The sequence below is a fragment of the Vibrio ishigakensis genome (assembly GCF_024347675.1).
In the GTDB taxonomy this organism is placed as follows: Bacteria; Pseudomonadota; Gammaproteobacteria; order Enterobacterales; family Vibrionaceae; genus Vibrio; species Vibrio ishigakensis.
The window spans coordinates 2,447,440-2,467,283 of record NZ_AP024881.1 but is presented as its reverse complement, the minus strand read 5'-3'; the positions used below and the strand labels follow the sequence as shown (position 1 = coordinate 2,467,283).

General features: G+C 48.1%; 16 protein-coding genes. 8 read left to right on the top strand and 8 right to left on the bottom strand.

Translation table 11 applies throughout. The features are described 5' to 3' along the window. Nucleotides 1-40 precede the first annotated feature (40 nt). From aceE to hpt, 4 genes are all read left to right on the top strand, one after another. The gene (aceE, locus tag Pcarn_RS11220) at nucleotides 41-2,704 is read left to right on the top strand and encodes a pyruvate dehydrogenase (acetyl-transferring), homodimeric type (protein ID WP_261833960.1); all 2,664 of its coding nucleotides are present in this window, start codon (nucleotides 41-43) and stop codon (nucleotides 2,702-2,704) included. 28 nt (nucleotides 2,705-2,732) lie between these two features. After that, nucleotides 2,733-4,652, top strand: coding sequence for a pyruvate dehydrogenase complex dihydrolipoyllysine-residue acetyltransferase (gene aceF / locus Pcarn_RS11215; RefSeq protein WP_261833959.1), 1,920 nt, complete (start codon nucleotides 2,733-2,735; stop codon nucleotides 4,650-4,652). A gap of 213 nt (nucleotides 4,653-4,865) precedes the next feature. Further along, nucleotides 4,866-6,296 (top strand): dihydrolipoyl dehydrogenase, encoded by a 1,431-nt coding sequence (gene lpdA, locus Pcarn_RS11210; RefSeq protein WP_261833958.1) that lies wholly within the window; start codon nucleotides 4,866-4,868, stop codon nucleotides 6,294-6,296. 137 nt (nucleotides 6,297-6,433) lie between these two features. Beyond that, nucleotides 6,434-6,964 carry a hypoxanthine phosphoribosyltransferase gene (gene hpt / locus Pcarn_RS11205; protein ID WP_261833957.1) on the top strand — a complete coding sequence of 177 codons (531 nt, stop codon included), beginning with the start codon at nucleotides 6,434-6,436 and terminating at the stop codon, nucleotides 6,962-6,964. 66 nt (nucleotides 6,965-7,030) lie between these two features. Here the strand turns inward: hpt and can are convergent, their stop codons facing one another. After that, nucleotides 7,031-7,675 (bottom strand): carbonate dehydratase, encoded by a 645-nt coding sequence (gene can, locus Pcarn_RS11200; protein WP_261833956.1) that lies wholly within the window; start codon nucleotides 7,673-7,675, stop codon nucleotides 7,031-7,033. 213 nt (nucleotides 7,676-7,888) lie between these two features. Between can and Pcarn_RS11195 the strand changes: the two genes are divergently transcribed. From Pcarn_RS11195 to Pcarn_RS11185, 3 genes are all read left to right on the top strand, one after another. After that, a complete protein-coding gene (locus tag Pcarn_RS11195; protein ID WP_261833955.1) occupies nucleotides 7,889-9,535 on the top strand; it encodes a SulP family inorganic anion transporter in 1,647 nt (548 codons plus the stop codon). Nucleotides 9,536-9,715: 180 nt separating this feature from the next. Beyond that, nucleotides 9,716-10,630: an ABC transporter ATP-binding protein gene (locus Pcarn_RS11190; protein ID WP_261833954.1), complete on the top strand. Its 915-nt coding sequence runs from the start codon at nucleotides 9,716-9,718 to the stop codon at nucleotides 10,628-10,630. Nucleotide 10,631: 1 nt separating this feature from the next. Continuing rightward, nucleotides 10,632-11,402 (top strand): ABC transporter permease, encoded by a 771-nt coding sequence (locus Pcarn_RS11185; protein ID WP_261833953.1) that lies wholly within the window; start codon nucleotides 10,632-10,634, stop codon nucleotides 11,400-11,402. 48 nt (nucleotides 11,403-11,450) lie between these two features. On the opposite strand, the gene panC is transcribed toward Pcarn_RS11185, so the two are convergent. From panC to sfsA, 7 genes are all read right to left on the bottom strand, one after another. After that, the gene (gene panC, locus Pcarn_RS11180) at nucleotides 11,451-12,302 is read right to left on the bottom strand and encodes a pantoate--beta-alanine ligase (protein ID WP_261833952.1); all 852 of its coding nucleotides are present in this window, start codon (nucleotides 12,300-12,302) and stop codon (nucleotides 11,451-11,453) included. Between the two features lie 8 nt (nucleotides 12,303-12,310). Further along, on the bottom strand, nucleotides 12,311-13,105 hold the full coding sequence (gene panB, locus Pcarn_RS11175) for a 3-methyl-2-oxobutanoate hydroxymethyltransferase (protein WP_261833951.1): 795 nt from the start codon (nucleotides 13,103-13,105) through the stop codon (nucleotides 12,311-12,313). A gap of 24 nt (nucleotides 13,106-13,129) precedes the next feature. Beyond that, complete coding sequence (gene folK, locus Pcarn_RS11170; RefSeq protein WP_261833950.1) at nucleotides 13,130-13,615, bottom strand: 2-amino-4-hydroxy-6-hydroxymethyldihydropteridine diphosphokinase; 486 nt, start codon at nucleotides 13,613-13,615, stop codon at nucleotides 13,130-13,132. Further along, on the bottom strand, nucleotides 13,612-14,973 hold the full coding sequence (pcnB, locus tag Pcarn_RS11165; protein WP_261833949.1) for a polynucleotide adenylyltransferase PcnB: 1,362 nt from the start codon (nucleotides 14,971-14,973) through the stop codon (nucleotides 13,612-13,614). Before pcnB ends, folK begins: the two co-directional genes overlap by 4 nt. Before the next feature lie 68 nt (nucleotides 14,974-15,041). Then, on the bottom strand, nucleotides 15,042-15,926 hold the full coding sequence (gene gluQRS, locus Pcarn_RS11160) for a tRNA glutamyl-Q(34) synthetase GluQRS (RefSeq protein WP_261833948.1): 885 nt from the start codon (nucleotides 15,924-15,926) through the stop codon (nucleotides 15,042-15,044). 68 nt (nucleotides 15,927-15,994) lie between these two features. Then, on the bottom strand, nucleotides 15,995-16,435 hold the full coding sequence (gene dksA, locus Pcarn_RS11155; RefSeq protein WP_261833947.1) for an RNA polymerase-binding protein DksA: 441 nt from the start codon (nucleotides 16,433-16,435) through the stop codon (nucleotides 15,995-15,997). A gap of 141 nt (nucleotides 16,436-16,576) precedes the next feature. After that, entirely contained in the window at nucleotides 16,577-17,293 is a 717-nt protein-coding gene (gene sfsA / locus Pcarn_RS11150; RefSeq protein ID WP_261833946.1) for a DNA/RNA nuclease SfsA, read from the bottom strand. Nucleotides 17,294-17,350: 57 nt separating this feature from the next. Between sfsA and hrpB the strand changes: the two genes are divergently transcribed. Next, entirely contained in the window at nucleotides 17,351-19,831 is a 2,481-nt protein-coding gene (gene hrpB / locus Pcarn_RS11145) for an ATP-dependent helicase HrpB (protein ID WP_261833945.1), read from the top strand. The last annotated feature ends 13 nt before the right edge of the window (nucleotides 19,832-19,844 follow it).

Below are 19,844 nucleotides of genomic sequence, written 5' to 3'. Positions count from 1 at the left end.
CCGGTAGTTGACCTAACTTAATATAAAAGGATAGTTCGCCATGTCTGACATGAAGCATGACGTTGATGCTCTGGAAACTCAAGATTGGTTAGAAGCACTTGAGTCAGTAGTACGTGAAGAGGGCGTTGAACGCGCTCAATTTTTGCTAGAACAAGTTCTAGACAAAGCTCGTTTAGACGGTGTAGATATGCCAACCGGTATCAACACCAACTACATCAACACCATTCCAGCAGCCCAAGAACCAGCTTACCCTGGTGATACAACTCTTGAGCGTCGCATTCGCTCAATCATCCGCTGGAACGCAATCATGATCGTATTGCGCGCTTCTAAGAAAGACCTAGACCTTGGCGGTCACATGGCTTCTTACCAGTCAGCTGCAGCTTTCTACGAAGTATGTTTCAACCACTTTTTCCGTGCTCCGAATGAGACGGACGGTGGCGATCTAGTTTACTATCAAGGTCACATCTCACCAGGTATCTACTCTCGCGCATTCGTTGAGGGTCGTCTAACTGAAGAGCAGCTAGACAACTTCCGTCAAGAAGTAGACGGTAAAGGTATCCCTTCATACCCGCACCCTAAACTAATGCCTGAGTTCTGGCAGTTCCCAACTGTATCTATGGGTCTTGGTCCAATCTCTGCTATCTATCAAGCACGTTTCCTTAAGTATCTTGAGGGTCGTGGCCTGAAAGACACTTCTGCACAGCGCGTATATGCGTTCCTAGGTGACGGTGAGATGGATGAGCCAGAATCACGTGGTGCTATCTCTTTCGCTGCGCGTGAGAAGCTAGACAACCTATGTTTCCTAATCAACTGTAACCTACAGCGCCTTGACGGTCCTGTAATGGGTAACGGCAGCATCATCCAAGAGCTAGAAGGCCTATTCAAGGGTGCTGGCTGGAACGTTGTTAAGGTTATCTGGGGTAGCAACTGGGATTCACTACTTGCGAAAGACACATCAGGTAAGCTTCTTCAGCTAATGAACGAAACTATCGATGGTGACTACCAAACATTCAAATCTAAAGATGGCGCATACGTACGTGAGCACTTCTTTGGTAAGTACCCTGAAACAGCTGCACTAGTTGCTGACATGACTGATGACGAAATCTTCGCGCTTAAGCGTGGTGGTCATGACTCATCTAAGCTGTTCGCTGCATTCAACAACGCGAAAGAAACTGGTGGCAAGCCAACTGTAATCCTAGCTAAAACTGTTAAAGGTTACGGCATGGGTGACGCAGCTGAAGGTAAGAACATTGCACACGGCGTGAAGAAGATGGACATGACTCATGTTCAGCACCTACGCGACCGTCTGGGCCTACAAGACCTTCTATCTGATGAGAAAATCTCTGAGCTTCCTTACCTGAAGCTAGAAGAAGGCACAGCAGAATACGAGTACATGCACGCTCGTCGTAAAGCACTTCACGGCTACACACCAGCGCGTCTACCTCAGTTCACTCAAGAATTCCAGGTTCCTGAGCTAGAAGAGTTCGCTCCTCTACTTGGCGCACAGAAGCGTGAAATCTCAACGACTATGGCGTACGTTCGTACTCTTAACATCCTGCTTAAGAACAAGAACATCGGTAAGAACATCGTTCCTATCATCTGTGATGAAGCACGTACCTTTGGTATGGAAGGTCTATTCCGTCAGATCGGTATCTATAACCCGCACGGTCAAGACTACACTCCAGAAGATAAAGGCATCGTTTCTTACTACAAAGAAGCAACCTCTGGTCAGGTTCTTCAAGAAGGTATCAACGAACTAGGTTCAATGGCGTCTTGGGTTGCAGCTGCAACTTCATACAGCACCAACGACCTGCCGATGATTCCGTTCTACATCTACTACTCTATGTTCGGTTTCCAACGTATCGGTGACATGGCATGGCTAGCAGGTGACCAACAAGCTCGTGGCTTCCTACTAGGTGCTACAGCAGGTCGTACAACCCTAAACGGTGAAGGTCTACAGCACGAAGATGGTCACTCGCACATCATGGCGAACACTGTACCTAACTGTATTTCTTATGACCCAACGTTCGCTTACGAGCTAGCGGTAATCATGCAAGACGGTATCCGTCGCATGTACGGTCCTGAGCAAGAGAACGTTTACTACTACCTAACAGTAATGAACGAGAACTACGCAATGCCAGCAATGCCAGAAGGCGCTGAAGAAGGCATCCGTAAGGGTATCTACAAGCTTGAGTCTCACGAAGGTACTAAGGCTAAAGTTCAGCTAATGAGCTCTGGTACTATCATGAACGAAGCGCGTAAAGCTGCGGTAATCCTAAGCGAAGAGTATGGCATCGCATCTGACGTATTCTCTGTAACATCGTTCAACGAACTAACTCGTGACGGTCAAGCAGTAGAGCGCTACAACATGCTTCACCCAGAAGCTGAAGAGCAAGTACCTTACATCACTACAGTTCTAGGTAATGAACCAGCAATCGCAGTGACTGACTACATGAAGAACTACGCTGAGCAAGTACGTGCTTACATGCCTTCTGAGTCTTACAAGGTTCTTGGTACAGATGGCTTCGGTCGCTCTGACAGCCGCGAAAACCTACGTCGTCACTTCGAAGTTAACGCTGGCTACGTAGTAGTTGCAGCCCTAACTGAACTGGCTAAACGTGGCGATGTTGAGAAGTCAGTAGTTGCAGAAGCAATTGCTAAGTTCGACATCGACGCAGACAAAATTAACCCGCAATACGCATAAGACTTCCATTTATTAAGGGAAATAAACAATGACAATCGAAATTAATGTACCTGACATCGGTGCTGATGAGGTTGAAGTAACTGAGATTCTAGTGAACGTTGGTGACAAGGTTGAAGAAGAACAGTCACTGATCACTGTTGAAGGCGACAAGGCTTCGATGGAAGTTCCTGCATCTCAAGCGGGTATCGTTAAAGAAATCAAGGTAGCTGAAGGCGATTCAGTTACCACTGGTTCTCTAATCATGATCTTTGAAGCAGAGGGTGCTACGGCAGCACCTGCTGCTCCAGCAGTTGAAGTGGCGGCACCAGTTGCTGCTCCTGCAGCGGCGGCTGCGGCCGGCGTTCCGGAGCTTAAAGAAGTTCACGTACCAGACATCGGCGGCGACGAAGTAGAAGTTACCGAAATCATGGTTGCAGTTGGCGACACAGTTGAAGAAGAGCAATCTCTTCTTACTGTAGAAGGCGACAAAGCATCTATGGAAGTACCAGCACCATTTGCAGGTACAGTTAAAGAAATCAAAGTAGCTTCAGGCGATTCTGTTTCTACTGGTTCTCTTATCATGGTATTCGAGACGGTAGGTTCTGGCGCAGCGCAAGCCCCGGCTGCAGCAGAAGCTCCAGCAGCTGCACCTGCGGCACCAGCTGCGTCTGCTGTACAAGAAGTTAACGTACCAGACATCGGCGGTGACGAAGTAGAAGTTACTGAGATCATGGTTTCAGTTGGCGACAGCGTTGAAGAAGAACAATCTCTAATCACTGTAGAAGGCGACAAGGCTTCTATGGAAGTACCAGCGCCATTCGCAGGTACGGTAAAAGAGATCAAGATCGCTGAAGGCGACTCAGTAACTACTGGTTCTCTAATCATGGTATTCGAAACGGCGGGTTCTGCTCCAGCAGTGGCTCCAGTACCGGCTGCTGCAGCTCCTGCGGCGGCACCAGCAGCTCCAGCGCCTGCGGCACCTTCAGCTCCAGTAGCAGAGACTCCAGCGGCAACGGGTGAGTTCCAAGAGAACCACGACTATGCACACGCATCTCCAGTTGTTCGTCGTATAGCCCGCGAATTCGGTGTTAACCTTTCTAAGGTTAAAGGTACTGGTCGTAAGAACCGTATCCTTAAAGAAGACGTTCAAAGCTTCGTTAAGGACGCTCTAAAGCGTCTTGAAGCTGGCGCTGGCGCAGCATCTGGTAAAGGTGACGGCAGTGCTCTTGGTCTACTACCATGGCCAAAAGTGGACTTCAGCAAGTTTGGTGAGACTGAAGTTCAGAAGCTTTCGAAGATCAAGAAGATCTCTGGCGCTAACCTACACCGTAACTGGGTAATGATCCCTCACGTTACACAGTGGGACAACGCAGATATCACTGAGCTTGAGAAGTTCCGTAAAGAGCAGAACGCGTTCGAAGCGAAGAAAGATTCTGGTATTAAGATCACTCCGCTTGTATTCATCATGAAAGCAGTTGCAAAAGCGCTAGAAGCATTCCCTGCATTCAACTCTTCTCTATCAGAAGACGGTGAGAGCATCATCCTTAAGAAATACGTGAACGTAGGTATCGCGGTGGACACACCAAACGGCCTAGTGGTTCCAGTATTCAAGGATGTGAACAAGAAGGGCATCTACGAGCTATCTGAAGAACTAGCAGTAATCTCGAAGAAAGCACGTTCTGGCAAGCTGACTGCAGCTGACATGCAAGGTGGCTGTTTCACCATCTCTAGCCTAGGTGGCATCGGTGGTACTGCGTTCACTCCAATCGTGAATGCGCCAGAAGTTGGTATCCTTGGTGTATCTAAGTCTGAGATGAAGCCAGTATGGAACGGCAGTGAGTTCGAACCACGCCTAATGCTTCCACTGTCTCTATCATACGACCACCGTGTGATCGATGGTGCAGAAGGTGCGCGTTTCATCACCTTCCTAAACCAATGCCTAAGCGATATCCGTCGCCTGGTAATGTAATCTAGAAAGCAGCTCGAAAGAGCTGCTTTTTCTCGCCCGTTTGTCCGGGCTATTTAAGATTTTTATATGCAATGCTGGTCTGCGACGAGCGGAAGTGTTGTATAGCTCACAGCCTAAATGGAATTAGTTTTCACTGAGTTTGCAAATTTGTAAACTGAGCGTCAGCTAAATACCCAATTAGCCTGTCAGGGATAATGACTAAAAGAGGTCACAATGAGCAATGAAATTAAAGCCCAAGTTGTCGTACTAGGTTCAGGTCCAGCTGGTTACTCTGCTGCCTTCCGTTGTGCGGACTTAGGTCTTGAAACTGTACTTATCGAACGCTATAGCAGCCTAGGTGGCGTATGTCTAAACGTTGGCTGTATTCCTTCTAAAGCACTTCTTCACGTTTCAAAAGTAATCGAAGAAGCTAAAGCTATGGCCGACCACGGCGTAGTTTTCGGTGAGCCAACTACAGACATCAACAAGATCCGTATCTGGAAAGAGAAGGTTGTTGATCAGCTGACTGGCGGCCTCGACGGCATGGCTAAGATGCGTAAGGTTAAGGTTGTAAACGGCTACGGTAAGTTCACTAGCCCTAACTCTATCCTTGTAGAGGGTGAAGGTGAGTCAACAGTAGTTAACTTCGACAACGCTATCGTTGCTGCGGGTTCTCGCCCAATCAAGCTTCCATTCATCCCACATGAAGACCCACGTATCTGGGATTCAACGGATGCACTTGAGCTGAAAGAAGTTCCAGGAAAACTGCTTATCATGGGCGGTGGTATCATCGGTCTAGAAATGGGTACGGTTTACCACTCACTAGGTTCTAAGGTTGACGTTGTTGAGATGTTCGACCAAGTAATCCCAGCTGCGGATAAAGATATCGTTAAGGTTTACACCAAGCGTATCAAGAACAAGTTCAACCTAATGCTTGAGACTAAGGTTACTGCAGTAGAAGCGAAAGAAGATGGTATCTACGTTTCTATGGAAGGTAAGAAGGCTCCTGCTGAAGCTGAGCGCTATGACGCAGTACTTGTTGCTATCGGTCGTGTACCAAACGGTAAACTACTGGACGCAGAAAAAGCGGGCATCGAAGTTGATGAGCGTGGCTTCATCAATGTAGATAAGCAGCTTCGTACTAACGTTCCTCACATCCACGCTATCGGTGATATCGTAGGTCAGCCAATGCTGGCTCACAAAGGTGTGCATGAAGGTCACGTAGCGGCTGAGGTTATCTCTGGTAAGAAGCACTACTTCGACCCTAAAGTAATCCCATCTATCGCGTACACTGAGCCTGAGGTTGCTTGGGTTGGTAAGACTGAGAAAGAAGCGAAAGCAGAAGGTATCAACTACGAAGTTGCTAGCTTCCCGTGGGCCGCATCTGGCCGTGCAATCGCATCTGACTGCTCAGACGGTATGACTAAGCTTATCTTCGACAAAGAATCTCATCGCGTAATCGGTGGTGCGGTTGTAGGTACTAACGGTGGTGAACTACTAGGTGAAATCGGCCTAGCAATCGAGATGGGCTGTGATGCAGAAGACATCGCGTTAACCATCCACGCTCACCCAACTCTACACGAGTCTGTTGGTCTTGCGGCAGAGGTGTTCGAAGGTTCGATCACTGACCTACCAAACAAGAAAGCGGTTAAAAAGAAGAAGTAATTCTTTCTCTTTGAGCGAATAAAATGAAACCCGGCCTTAGGTCGGGTTTTTGTTTTTCGGTAACAAGTTTTGTCTGCTACAATGCACGCCCTTTTGATCCTATAGTTGAAGCTATATTCCATTAGCGAGAAAGCACAATGAAACATACCGTAGAAGTCATGATCTCTGAGCAAGAGGTGCAAGAGCGAGTCCAACAACTGGGTGCCCAGATTAACGAGCACTATAAAGACAGCCAAGAGCTTGTTTTAGTTGGTCTTTTGCGCGGTTCATTCGTATTTATGGCTGACCTTTCACGTGCCGTAACCGTAAACCACACCGTGGACTTTATGACGGCTTCTAGCTACGGCAACAGCATGGAAAGCTCTCGTGACGTACGTATCCTGAAAGACCTAGATGACGACATCAAAGGCAAAGACGTACTGCTGGTGGAAGACATCATAGATACAGGTAACACCCTAAGTAAGGTGTGCGAAATCCTAGCGATTCGTGAGCCTAACTCTATCCAAATCGCAACATTGCTAGATAAGCCATCTCGTCGTGAGGTGAAGGTAGACGTTAAGTGGATCGGCTTTGAGATCCCAGATGAGTTCGTAGTGGGTGTGGGCATCGACTACGCACAGAAGTACCGTAACCTACCGTATATCGGCAAGGTAGTACCGCAGGAATAAAAAAAACGCCTCAGAATACTGAGGCGTTTTTTTATCTGTTAGCTGATAGCTTTCAGCTTAAAGCTCTTAGGCCACAATCTTAGCCATCGCTTCCTGATAAGTTTGCTCTAGACTCGCATGGTCGGCACAGTTCATCTTAAGGTCGGTCAGCTTACCGTCGCCGATACCATAGATAACCCCATGGATTTCAACGTGTTGGCCTCGCTCCCAAGCATTACGCAAGATACTTGAATTACCTAGGTTATACACCTGTTCAGCAACGTTGATTTCACCCAGTTTGTCGCCTTGCTTCTCTGGTGGTAGCGAGTCGATAAGCTCTTTGTGCTTCAGGTAATGGTCACGGATATGAAGGATCCAGTTGTTGATAAGACCTAGATTAGGGTTGTCGATAGAGGCTTGAACACCGCCACAGCCGTAGTGACCACATACTATGATGTGCTTAACCTTGAGTACGTCTACCGCGTACTGCACTACAGAAAGGCAGTTTAGGTCGGTATGGATAACCTGGTTGGCTACGTTTCGGTGTACGAACAGCTCACCCGAATAAAGGCCGGTTAGGCGCTCTGCAGGCACGCGACTGTCTGAGCAACCGATCCAAAGGAAACCTGGTGACTGGCCTTCAGCAAGCTTAGAAAAATACTCAGGTTTTTCTGATTTGAGCGACTCGGACCACTTAGAGTTGTTCTCAAATAACTGTTTAATCTCTGGCATGACAATTCCCTTAATTAATTCGGTCTACTATACACAAAGGTGAGATCTTGATCCCGAAAAAAAACGCTGATCAGATCTGTTAGATCTCTATTAATCAATCGGTTACATGAATCATATCCACTGCGTATAACTTATAAGTTCGTTACCCTTTTATTCAAATTGTTTCATTTGTTAACATGTGCCAGTTTTGGAGTTGCTTTTAAACGGATTGATATGAAGTTGGTACATAGATTTGAGGATCTAAATCTTAAAGGGGATCTGTTTGGCGGTGTTACCACGGCCATCATCTCTTTGCCATTGGCGCTAGCCTTTGGTGTGGCATCTGGGGCAGGGGCGGAAGCTGGCCTGTGGGGCGCTATTATGGTGGGGCTATTTGCCTCCTTGTTCGGTGGATCGTCGACTTTGATCTCCGAGCCTACCGGCCCTATGACGGTGATCATGACCGCTGTGCTTACCAGTATGATGGCGAAATACCCTGAAACCGGTCTTGCCATGACCTTTACCGTGGTGATGATGGCAGGTGCATTCCAGATACTGCTCGGCACACTCAAGCTGGGCAAGTACGTCACCCTAATGCCTTATAGCGTGGTCTCAGGCTTTATGTCGGGGATAGGGGTGATACTGGTTATCTTGCAGTTAGCACCGATTTTGGGCTCAGCAGCTCCAGCAGGTGGCGTTGTCGGTACTATCAAGGCACTGCCTGAGCTAATCGTTAATATCGACTTCAAAGAGCTGTTCTTGGGCCTTCTAACCCTAGGCATCTTGTTCTTCCTGCCTAAGAAGTATCGACAGCACGTACCGCCGCAGTTGGTGGCTCTAGTCGCGGTAACCCTGTTGTCTGTGCTCATCTTCGATAATGACTCCATACGTCGTATCGGTGAAATCCCAGCAGGTCTTCCGAGTTTGGTGATGCCAACCTTTAATAGCGAGATGTTAACTGCCATGGTAATCGACGCCCTAGTGCTAGGTACCCTTGGTTGCATCGATACCCTTCTAACGGCGGTTATCGGCGACTCGCTAACGCGTAAGGAACACGACTCTGACAAAGAGCTCAGAGGGCAGGGCTTAGCTAACCTGATTGCGGGTCTGTTTGGTGCACTACCAGGCGCAGGTGCGACCATGGGTACGGTGACTAACATCCAAGTGGGTGCGCGCTCACCGCTATCAGGTGTGATTCGTGCGCTGGTGCTTGCACTGGTGGTTTTGGTTGCCAGTGACCTAACTGAACCTATTCCTATGGCGGTACTGGCTGGTATCGCGGTATATGTCGGCTTTAATATCCTCGATTGGAGCTTTATCCAGCGCGCGCATAAGGTGAGCCTCGCTGGTATGGGCATCATGTATGGGGTGATGCTACTGACAGTGTTCGTTGACCTAATTGTTGCAGTAGGCCTTGGAGTATTTATCTCCAACATTATCATTATCGAGCGTTTGAGCTTAGCTCAAGAGCGGCACGTTAAGGCGATAAGTGATGCCGACGATGATGATGTGCCTTTGACCGCAGAGCAGAGAAGTATTCTGGATAAGGCGCAAGGTAAGGTGCTGTTCTTCTACCTATCTGGTCCTATGATCTTCAGCGTATCTAAGGCGATCTCCCGTCAGCACTCGAGTATCGATGAATACGAAGCGATGATCTTGGACTTATCTGACGTACCTATGATCGATGTGACTGTAGGCCTAGCACTTGAGAACGCCATCAAGGATGCCAAGGATGCCAACTGTCATGTGTATCTGCTGTGTCCTAATGAGCAGACGCGTAAACAACTAGATAAATTCCACGTGATTGATCTTGTGCCGGATGAAAATATCTATACTCAGCGTGAACAGGCACTGGAAGCGGCGTATCAAGCCACGCTCTAAGAATATTAACTAAGGTTATAGCGAGCATTGCCAATGGCGTGCTCGCTTTTTTATTGATGATTTCAATCATTGCGCTTGAAAAACGACGTTGAGATCATCATTTGTAGTATCATCTGTATATTTTTCGATATCATTGGAAATATCAAACTATTCCAATAGCTCATTCAATCGGTAGAAAGCATGGTCGCATTAGAGATAGAAGATTTACGAAAAACCTATAAAGGGGGATTCGAGGCGCTTAAGGGGATTTCTCTTAGCGTAGAGAAAGGGGACTTTTATGCCCTGCTTGGCCCAAACGGTGCAGGCAAGTCCACCACTATAGGCATTATTTCCTCTTTGGTGAACAAGAGCTCGGGTGGGGTAAAGGTCTTTGGCCACGACATAGATAAAGAGCTTGAGCTGGCTAAGCAAAACCTTGGTCTTGTGCCGCAAGAGTTCAACTTCAATATGTTTGAAACGGTTGAGCAGATAGTGCTTCAGCAGGCGGGTTACTACGGCGTATCGCGCGCTGACGCGAAAGTGCGTGCACAGAAGTACCTGACACAGCTAGACCTGTGGGATAAGCGTAAAGAGCGTGCTCGTAGCCTCTCTGGCGGTATGAAGCGACGCCTTATGATTGCCCGCGCTTTGATGCATGAACCGCAACTTCTGATCCTAGATGAGCCAACCGCAGGTGTTGATATCGAGCTTCGCCGCTCTATGTGGGAGTTCTTGAAGAAGATTAACCAAGAGGGCATCACCATCATTCTAACCACTCACTACTTGGAAGAGGCTGAGATGCTGTGTCGCAACATCGGTATCATCAACCGCGGTGAGCTGATAGAAAACACCAGCATGAAGTCACTGCTGAACAAGCTTCAGGTGGAGACCTTTATCTTAGACCTAGAAGCGGGCGTTGAGCCTAAATTACTCGAGGGCGTTGTAGGCCAGAATTTGGTGAATGGTTCCCTTGAGATAGAGCTTCAGAAAGAGCAGGGACTGAACCACGTATTTAGTCAGCTATCAGAGCAAGGCATCAAGGTGCTTTCTATGCGTAACAAGGCCAACCGACTTGAAGAGCTGTTTGTAACCATTGTTCGAGATCAGGAGAAATAAAATGTACGCGATCTATTGGACGGCATTTAAGAGCCTGCTCGGCAAAGAAATTAATCGTTTTACTCGTATCTGGGTGCAAACCTTGGTACCACCTGCGATCACTATGACGCTATATTTCATCATCTTCGGTAGCCTGATCGGTTCTCGCATCGGTCAGATGGGCGGCTTTAGCTATATGGAATATATAGTGCCGGGTCTTATCATGATGAGCGTGATCACCAACTCCTACTCGAATGTGGCCTCGTCATTTTTCAGCTCTAAGTTCCAAAAGAACATTGAGGAATTGTTGGTTGCACCTATCCCAACCTATGTGATCATTGCCGGTTATGTGATGGGGGGGGTGGTTCGTGGCTTGCTGGTGGGCACCATAGTCACCTTTGTTTCTCTGCTTTTTGTAGACCTTCAGGTGCAGCACTGGGGCGTGGTGATCGGCACGGTATTTATGACCTCAGTAGTATTTGCCCTAGGCGGTCTTATCAATGCGGTGTTTGCGGGCACCTTCGATGATATCTCTATTATCCCGACCTTTGTGCTGACCCCGCTGACCTACCTTGGCGGTGTATTCTACTCAATCAGCCTGCTACCTGAATTTTGGCAGTACGTGTCTAAGGTGAACCCTATCGTGTATATGGTGAATGCCTTCCGCTACGGCTTCTTGGGTGTGTCTGATGTCAATATTGTGAGCTCATTTGCGGTATTGAGCGTGTTCGTTGTAGGCCTGTTTGCTGTGGCTTACTACCTAGTTGACCGAGGCATAGGCCTTCGAAGCTAATACAAAAAAGGGCAGTCAATTGACTGCCCTTTTTAATGCTGGTGCGCGTTACGCTAGCTTAACAACCGTATTGTCGATAAGCCTCACTGAGCCTAAGAAAGCCGCTACTAGAATTACCGCTTCCTCGGTTTCTGAGGTCACCTCGGTAAGGGTGAGAGCATCACAGATAAACAGTTCATCTGCCTGCATACCGGCAGCCTTGATCGCTTGTTCACCCTTTGCAATCACGGCTTGTGTCTCAAGAGGGGCTTTGAGTAACTCGTCCGCCATCTCAAACATCACCTTTGACAGGCCTGGTGCGATAGCGCGCTCCTCAGCAGTCAAACGGTTGTTGCGAGAGCTCATGGCAAGGTTATCTTGCTCACGTACCGTTGGTACAGGCACGATCTCAATATCCATAGCTAGGTCTTCAACCATCTGACGAATCACAGCCACCTGCTGGAAGTCTTTCTCACCAAAGCACGCCACATCTGGTTGAACCAAATTGAACAGCTTGGTCACGATAGTCGCTACGCCGCGGAAGTGACCTGGACGCGATGCACCCTCAAGCATGCTTGATAGCTTTGGCACTTCAACAAAGGTTTGATTTTCAAGCCCTTTAGGATAGATAACCTCTGGGGTTGGTGTGAACACCATAGCCGTGCCGAACGCCTCTAGCTTGGCTAGGTCTTGCTCTAGGGTACGAGGGTAGTTGTTGAGATCATCTGGGTTACCAAACTGCATTGGATTTACAAAGATGCTCACTACCACTACGTCAGCATGTTCTTTAGCACGCTCAACCAGAGTCAGGTGGCCTTGATGAAGGTTACCCATGGTTGGAACAAAACCAACGCGCTTGCCTTGGCGTTTGTATTCTTTGATCTGAGCTCTTAGCTCGCAAGGAAGTTGTACCGTTTGCATCTTAGAACCTACGCAATGGTATAGTCAGCGTTAGGGAAGTCACCGCTTTCCACTTCTTCGATATATTGGGTTACCGCAGCGCGCATATCGCCAGTTTCGGCTAGGAAGTTCTTGGAGAATTTCGGCATATAGTTGGCTGAAATGCCAAACATGTCGTGCATTACCAAGATTTGACCGTCGGTTCCGTTGCCTGCGCCGATACCAATAACCGGTACAGACAGTACATTAGTGATGCGCTCAGCAAGGGCTGCTGGTACACACTCAAGCAAGATGATCTGAGCACCTGCGTTTTGCAGTTCTAGTGCGTCTTTTACCATCTGGTCTGCTTGCTCTTGCTCGCGACCTTGAACCTTGAAACCACCAAAGATGTTTACCGATTGTGGGGTAAGGCCTAGGTGTGCACATACAGGTACAGCACGCTCGGTTAGCTTGCGTACGGTTTCCACAAGCCAAGCGCCACCTTCCAGTTTCACCATGTTAGCGCCAGCGCGCATTAGCTTAGCGGCTTCCATACATGCGTGTTCCGGGGTTGCGTAACTCATGAATGGCATATCAGCCATTAGCAAGCTGTTTGGGCTACCAGCGCGCACACAGCGAGTGTGATACGCCACTTCTTCTGTGGTTACAGGCAGTGTGTCTGGCTTGCCTTGTAGAACCATACCCAGCGAGTCACCCACTAAAAGAACTGGCATCTCTTGCTGTTCAAATAGCTGAGCGAAGCTTGCGTCATATGCGGTTGAAGAAGCGAATTTACGTCCTTCAGCCTTCCATTTCATAAGTGTGCTAATGGTAACTTTTTTCATTTTATTGCCTTTGTTTGGGAGTGGCTACTCGCCCCACACACGCAGACCGTTTCGATCAACGTTCTCTATTAGAGACTCAAGTGTGCTCCCGTCGGGAAGTGTTAAATTTGGTTCGATTTCTTGCAGCGGGTAGAGGACGAACTCACGCTCTTTCATGCCGTAATGCGGTACGGTCAATCTTGGTTCGTCTATGATTTGCTCCCCATAAAGCAAGATATCTAGATCTAGGGTTCTCGGTCCCCAACGCTCATCTTTACGTACTCGCCCCTGTTCCAGTTCGATCTTCTGGGTATTATCTAAAAGCTCGAAAGGTGCTAGCTCGGTCTCTATCTTAACCACGGCATTGATATAGTCGGGCTGATTCTGCGGTCCCATAGGGGTGCTACTGTATAGAGACGATGCTTTAAGTACGCGAGTGCTAGGGATGCCTTCTAGGGCTTTGATTGCAAGCTCGGCTTGAGCGACAGGGTCGCCCAAATTACTTCCTACTGCGATATAAGCGGTGATCATTGGCTTGGCTTCTTGGTGCGTTTCTTATTGCGACTGCTAGAGGAGCGACGACGGCGCGTGCCTGATTTTGAGCCTCCGCCAGCAAGGTCAGTCACCATTGCCTGACGCATATTGCGACCAGAGTGCTGGAAGGTATGCCACCATTTAGCTAATGCCTGGATCTCTCCACCTTCAACCTCGCCACGCATCTCTAAGAAGTCAAAGCCAGCGCGGAACTTGTTTAGCTCAAGTAGGCGGAATGCACGCTTGCCTGAGCGGCGTTCTAGTCGGCTCTGAAGTTGCCAGATCTCGCGGATGGTTGCGGTATGACGACGTGGAATCGCTGTGCTACGCACCTGCTCATCAAGAACATGGTTGCCTGCGGTCATCATGGCATCGTAAAAGGTCATTCCCTTCTCTTCTACTAGACGATGGGCATAGGCCTCAACCGGATACCACAACATAGCGGCAAACATAAACGCTGGGTTTACACGCTTGCCTTCAGCCAGACGAGCATCGGTCGACTCAAGCACCAACTCAATCATGCGCTCGGTCTTGGACTCTTCTTCTTCGGTGAAGAACTCAGAAACCTGAGGGAAGAGGTGCTCAAATAGGCTGAACTCACGTAGCAGATCATAGGTATCGAGACCGTGACCCGATTGCAGCAGTTTAAGAGATTCTTCGTACAGACGAGCGGCTGGAATACTGGCTAGCAGAGGTGCGAGATAGTTAATTGGGTTTGCGGTCTCGTAGCTGATATCCATGTCTAGCTTAGAAGCGAAACGGATAGCACGAAGCATACGAACTGGGTCTTCACGATAGCGGGTCTCAGGGTCGCCAATCATGCGCACCATGCCTTCTTCTAGGTCCTTAACACCGTTGGCGTAATCGTGGATAGAGAAGTCAGAGATGTTGTAGTACATGGCATTGATGGTGAAATCACGACGCTCTGCGTCTTCATCAATAGTGCCATACACGTTATCGCGAAGTAGCATGCCTTGGTCAGACTGCTGAGAAACTTGTTTTTCAGGCTCTTGGTGGTGACCACGGAAGGTGGCTACCTCAATGATATCGCGACCGAAGATGATGTGTGCCAAACGGAAACGTCGACCGATAAGTCGACAGTTACGGAAGGTCGCTTTGATCTGCTCTGGAGTCGCATTGGTAGCGATATCGAAATCTTTTGGTGATTGACCCAGTAGAAGGTCTCGTACACCACCACCTACTAGATAGGCGTCATAACCCGCTTTTTGCAATCGATACAGCACTTTCAGTGCGTTTTCACTGATGTGTTGACGCGAGATATTGTGTTTGTCTCGAGGATAAATCTTAAGGTCGATCTTGCCTATCGAGTTTTGGCTATCTAAATCTGTTGTCATCGAATTTGTCGGTATGTTTGATGGTTATGAAGAGGGAGTAAGCCTCAAGAATTGGTGCACATAATAGCTTAGCTTGCTCTATTTGAGAACAGAGTTGTAATCTCTGTCTCAGTTGGTAACTGGGTTAGGCTCCAGTTCTGCTCGCCCCAAGCGATGATTTTCTCAATTTCCGCACCCTTAATTGCCTCTGGAATGTTAAATCCTAAAAATGCCATGGCTTGCAAAAGGGTAGGAATAGGGTTTTCTATATCTATCGGTTGGGCATGGTTTTGCTTCGAGAGCTTAGCGCCGTTCTCTGTCACTGCCAGTGGCAGATGTAGATATTTAATCGGCTGTTTGCCGAGCATTTGATATAGAGAGATTTGACGACCTGTCGGTTCGATAAGGTCTGCACCTCGCACTACCTCGGTCACCCCCTGGTCTATATCGTCCAGCACAACCGCTAGGTTATAGGCAAAAAGGCCGTCACGGCGTTTAACGATATAGTCTTCCTCGGCGATGGCTTGCGGTATGGCAATGGAGCCATGCTTGAGGTCGTTAAATTCGGTAACGCCTGTTTCTACCTTGATGCGTACAGCACCCTCATCTAATCCTTTATCTCGACAGTGACCAAGATAAAATCCGCCATCTGCTTTGATCTGCTTGCGCGTGCACTGGCAGTAGTAGGCTTGCCCTTTCCCGATCCAGTTGTCGATCTGCTGCTGATATCTATGGTGGCGATTGCTCTGGTAGATCACCTCGCCATCCCAATTTAGATGATAGGCTTTTAGTGATTCAAGGATAAGCTCGCTGGCGCCCACCATTTCACGAGGTGGATCCAGGTCTTCGATGCGTACCAGCCATTTACCGTTTTGAGATTTGGCCTGAAAGTAGCTACCAAGGGCGGCTACAAGGGAGCCGAAATGAAGCGGACCTGAGGGAGAGGGAGCGAATCGTCCAACATATTGAGTCATAAAGTCTTAACCGAAAAAGGGAGCCGAAGCTCCCTTATGAAATCTAACTGACTAGTAGTTTAGTCGAATTAACCTTGCATCTGCTTTTCTTTAAGCTCCGCTAGGGTCTTGCAGTCGATGCAAAGATCCGCTGTTGGGCGAGCTTCAAGACGGCGAATACCGATTTCAACACCACAAGAGTCACAGAAACCAAACTCGTCTTCTTCGATCTTGTTTAGAGTCTTCTCGATCTTCTTGATCAAGCGACGCTCACGGTTACGAAGTTCTAGGCTGAATTCTTCTTCCTGAGACGCGCGGTCTACTGGATCTGGGAAGTTTGCAGCTTCGTCTTGCATGTGAACTACTGTGCGTTCAACTTCTTCACGTAGCTGGTCGCGCCACGCTTCTAGAATTTTTGTAAAGTGAGCCACTTGCTCTGGTGACATGTACTCTTCACCAGCTTTTTCTTGGTACGGCTCAACGCCTGCTATGGCTAGAATGCCTAGCGCTTTTTTCTTAGATTCTGGCATACCGCATCTCCTAACTAACCTTGTTGAGCTTTAAAGGCTCAATTTTAAGGCGGGTATCTATACCAAAAAGTCCTTTAGTAGGCAACATAACTCCGATGTTGCTTCCGAATCTGTACGAATAAGTGTGAACATATCGTCAGTTTATGCGTCGAAAAACGGTAAATTGTGAGAGATCTTTACATCATTCACAGTTATGTCCGCTTTGTAGCAGAGAATTTCTACGCCGGATTTTTGGGCTTGGTTTAACAATTTCGCATATCGCTCATCTATATGGAGCGCAGGGGAAACTTTTTCAATCCCAGAATGCAAAACAATAAATAAAAGTACTGCCCTTTGACCACTTTTAGCAAGTTCACTCAGTTCTCGTAGGTGTTTTTGCCCGCGAGTCGTCACTGCATCCGGAAACTGTCCCAACCCAGATTCTGGGTCGCTAAGCAAGGTAACGCTTTTTACTTCTACATAGCAATCGTCCTTTGCGTCATCCGTGAGCTTTATATCGATACGACTGTTCTCTTTGCCGTATTTTTGTTCAGTTTTCAGCTCGGCATAGTCAGACAACTCAGAAATGATGCCGTTTTGGATAGCTTCCACCGCTAGTGTGTTTGCTCTAATTGTATTCACGCAGATCTTATGTCCGGCAGGCGTTTCTGTTACCTCCCAACTATTTGGATATTTGCGTTTTGGATTGTCAGAGGTAGAGAACCACACCTTACTGCCAGGTTCAGCGCATCCCGTCATTGCGCCAGTATTGGCACAGTGGATAGTGAGCTCTTCTCCGGAATCTAGGGTGAGATTTGCAAGGAAGCGCTTATAGCGTTTTATCAAAATGCCACTTTTCAGTGGTGGGGAAAATTCCATTTCTATCGCTTTTGAGTAGAATTGTCGAAAACGGACATCTTGGCATAGGCGCACTGCGTGACACAAGCTCAAAGCTCTCTTCCCATAGCGGAGATAATTTCTCCTCTTCTTCAGGCAATTCCTACACAAAATCAGTTTGTGATTAAGGCTCCACCAGGGGCGGGTAAGTCAACCTACCTGCCACTTCAATTGCTACTAAACGCAAAGCTTGAGGGCAAGATAATTATGCTTGAGCCTAGAAGGCTGGCGGCCAAAAGCATTGCCACTTTCCTAGCTTCTCAGCTCGATGAAAAAACTGGGCAGAGAGTAGGTTATCGCATCCGCGGAGAGTCGAAGGTCTCTAAAGAGACAAAACTGGAGATAGTGACCGAGGGAATACTGACGCGAATGATACAGTCAGACCCTGAGCTCTCGGGCATTAGCATGATCATCTTTGATGAATTTCATGAGCGCAGTCTGCACGCTGACCTTGGTCTTGCCCTAGCTCTGGAAGTTCAGCAGGTTTTTAACGAAGAGCTCAAGCTGATGGTGATGTCTGCAACTCTAGATCAGCTCGGTTTAGATACTTTGTTACCGGATGCTCTAGTGTTGGAATCCGAAGGGCGCACCTTCCCTATCGAACAGAAATATGCCGCGCTTCCGGCAAACGCTAGCCTTATTTCCCATATCTGCAAACAGACCCTAAAGCTAGTCAATCAAGAAATCGGCTCTGCTCTGGTATTTCTGCCAAGTGTAGGTCTTATCAACGCTTGTTTGGAGCAGTTAACCTCTCATCCAGAACTGCCACAAGATATGTCCGTCTTGCCTCTTCATGGCAGCTTGGATTTTAAGGTGCAACAGGCGGCGATTCGTCCTGCAATAGAGGGGAGCCGTAAGCTGGTTTTGACCACCAATATCGCTGAAACCTCGTTGACTATCGATGGGGTGCGTATGGTGATAGATAGCGGGCTTGAGAATCAAAGCAGCTTTGATATTGCCAGTGGCGTGACTAAGCTCGAGCAAAAGCGTATTTCTCAATCGTCAGCTATCCAGAGAGCCGGTCGTGCCGGTCGTACCCAAGCGGGTATTTGTCTGAGGCTTTACTCTGAATCTCAGTTTAATCAAAGTGCCTTTCATACGCCTCCTGAGATACTGCGAAGTGACCTTTCTTCTCTGTTACTTGAGGCGAGCGGTTGGGGGGCTAGACAACTGAGTGAACTGCAATGGCTTGATAAACCTAGCGATGCAGCCGAGAAATGTGCGCAAGAACTGCTCAAGAGATTAAGTTTACTCGCTTCTGACCATTCGTTGACTCAAGAAGGTGAGCGAGCCCTACACTTAGGCTTAGAACCGAGACTGGCGGCCATACTGTTAAGGGCGCCACAGGAAGTTCGTTCTACAGCGATTGCCTGCGCCGTGGTTTCGGAAGAGCCAATGCGTAACAATGATGACCTGCAATCTCAGGTACTTTTGTTTACTCAGGGTAAACACAGTTATCAGAAGCGACTGCAGACTCGAGCCAACAGTTTAGCTGAGCGCATTGGGGCTAAGTATCAAGCACAGCAAGTACAGCTATCTAAATTGGGACTATGTCTTAGCTTTGGTTATCCAGACCGAGTGGCAATTAAACGGGGTAAAGATAGCAATACCTACAGATTGGCCTCTGGCTTGGGCACGTTTATTGATGAGTTAAGCTCTCTTAACCGAGAGCAGATGCTGGTGGTAGCAAATGTTCAACGGGGCAAGCAAGCCGATAGCCGTGTGCTGTTAGCCGCGCCTTTCAACCAAGCCATGTTAGAGCAGCATCACAAGCTAGAGAAACATACCTGCGTCGTTTGGGACCAAGATAAGCAGGGGATGCGCGGGGAGAAGCAGACTCGCTTTGGCGCCTTGATTTTAAGTCGAGAGCTGATCCCAAATAGCGAGATTGATGATGAGCTCATCAAACGCGGTGTGCTTGATTATATCACTCAGCAAGGTCTGGATACGCTTCCGTGGAGTGACGCATCCCTTAGTCTGCAGACTCGAGTAATGTGCGCGAGTGAGTGGCTACCTGAGATGGGTTGGCCTGATTGGAGCAGTCAAGCGTTAGTCGAGAACCTAGATACATGGCTTGAGCCGTATCTCAACTCTATCCGCTCCCTTAAAGAGCTGAAAAAACTAAATATGCTTGAGATATTAAATGCGCATCTTGGCTGGCCGTTAAATCAAGACATAGACAAACTATTGCCGGTAAAACTGACGGTACCGAGCGGTGCTAGCAAGAGGCTGGAGTATCAGGTCGGTCAGTCACCGAAACTATCAGTAAAGATGCAGGAGATGTTTGGTCAGCCAAGTTCTCCTACTGTGGCAGGTGGTCGAGTCAAGGTAACTCTAGAACTGTTATCTCCAGCCCAAAGACCACTGCAAGTGACCCAAGACCTCGCCGGTTTTTGGAGTGGCGCCTACATAGAGGTGCAAAAAGAGATGAAGGGGCGTTATCCCAAGCATCCTTGGCCCGATGACCCAGCTACCCATGTAGCAACCAGTAAAACCAAGCGTCAACTAAATTCGAAGTGATTGGAAGTTCACA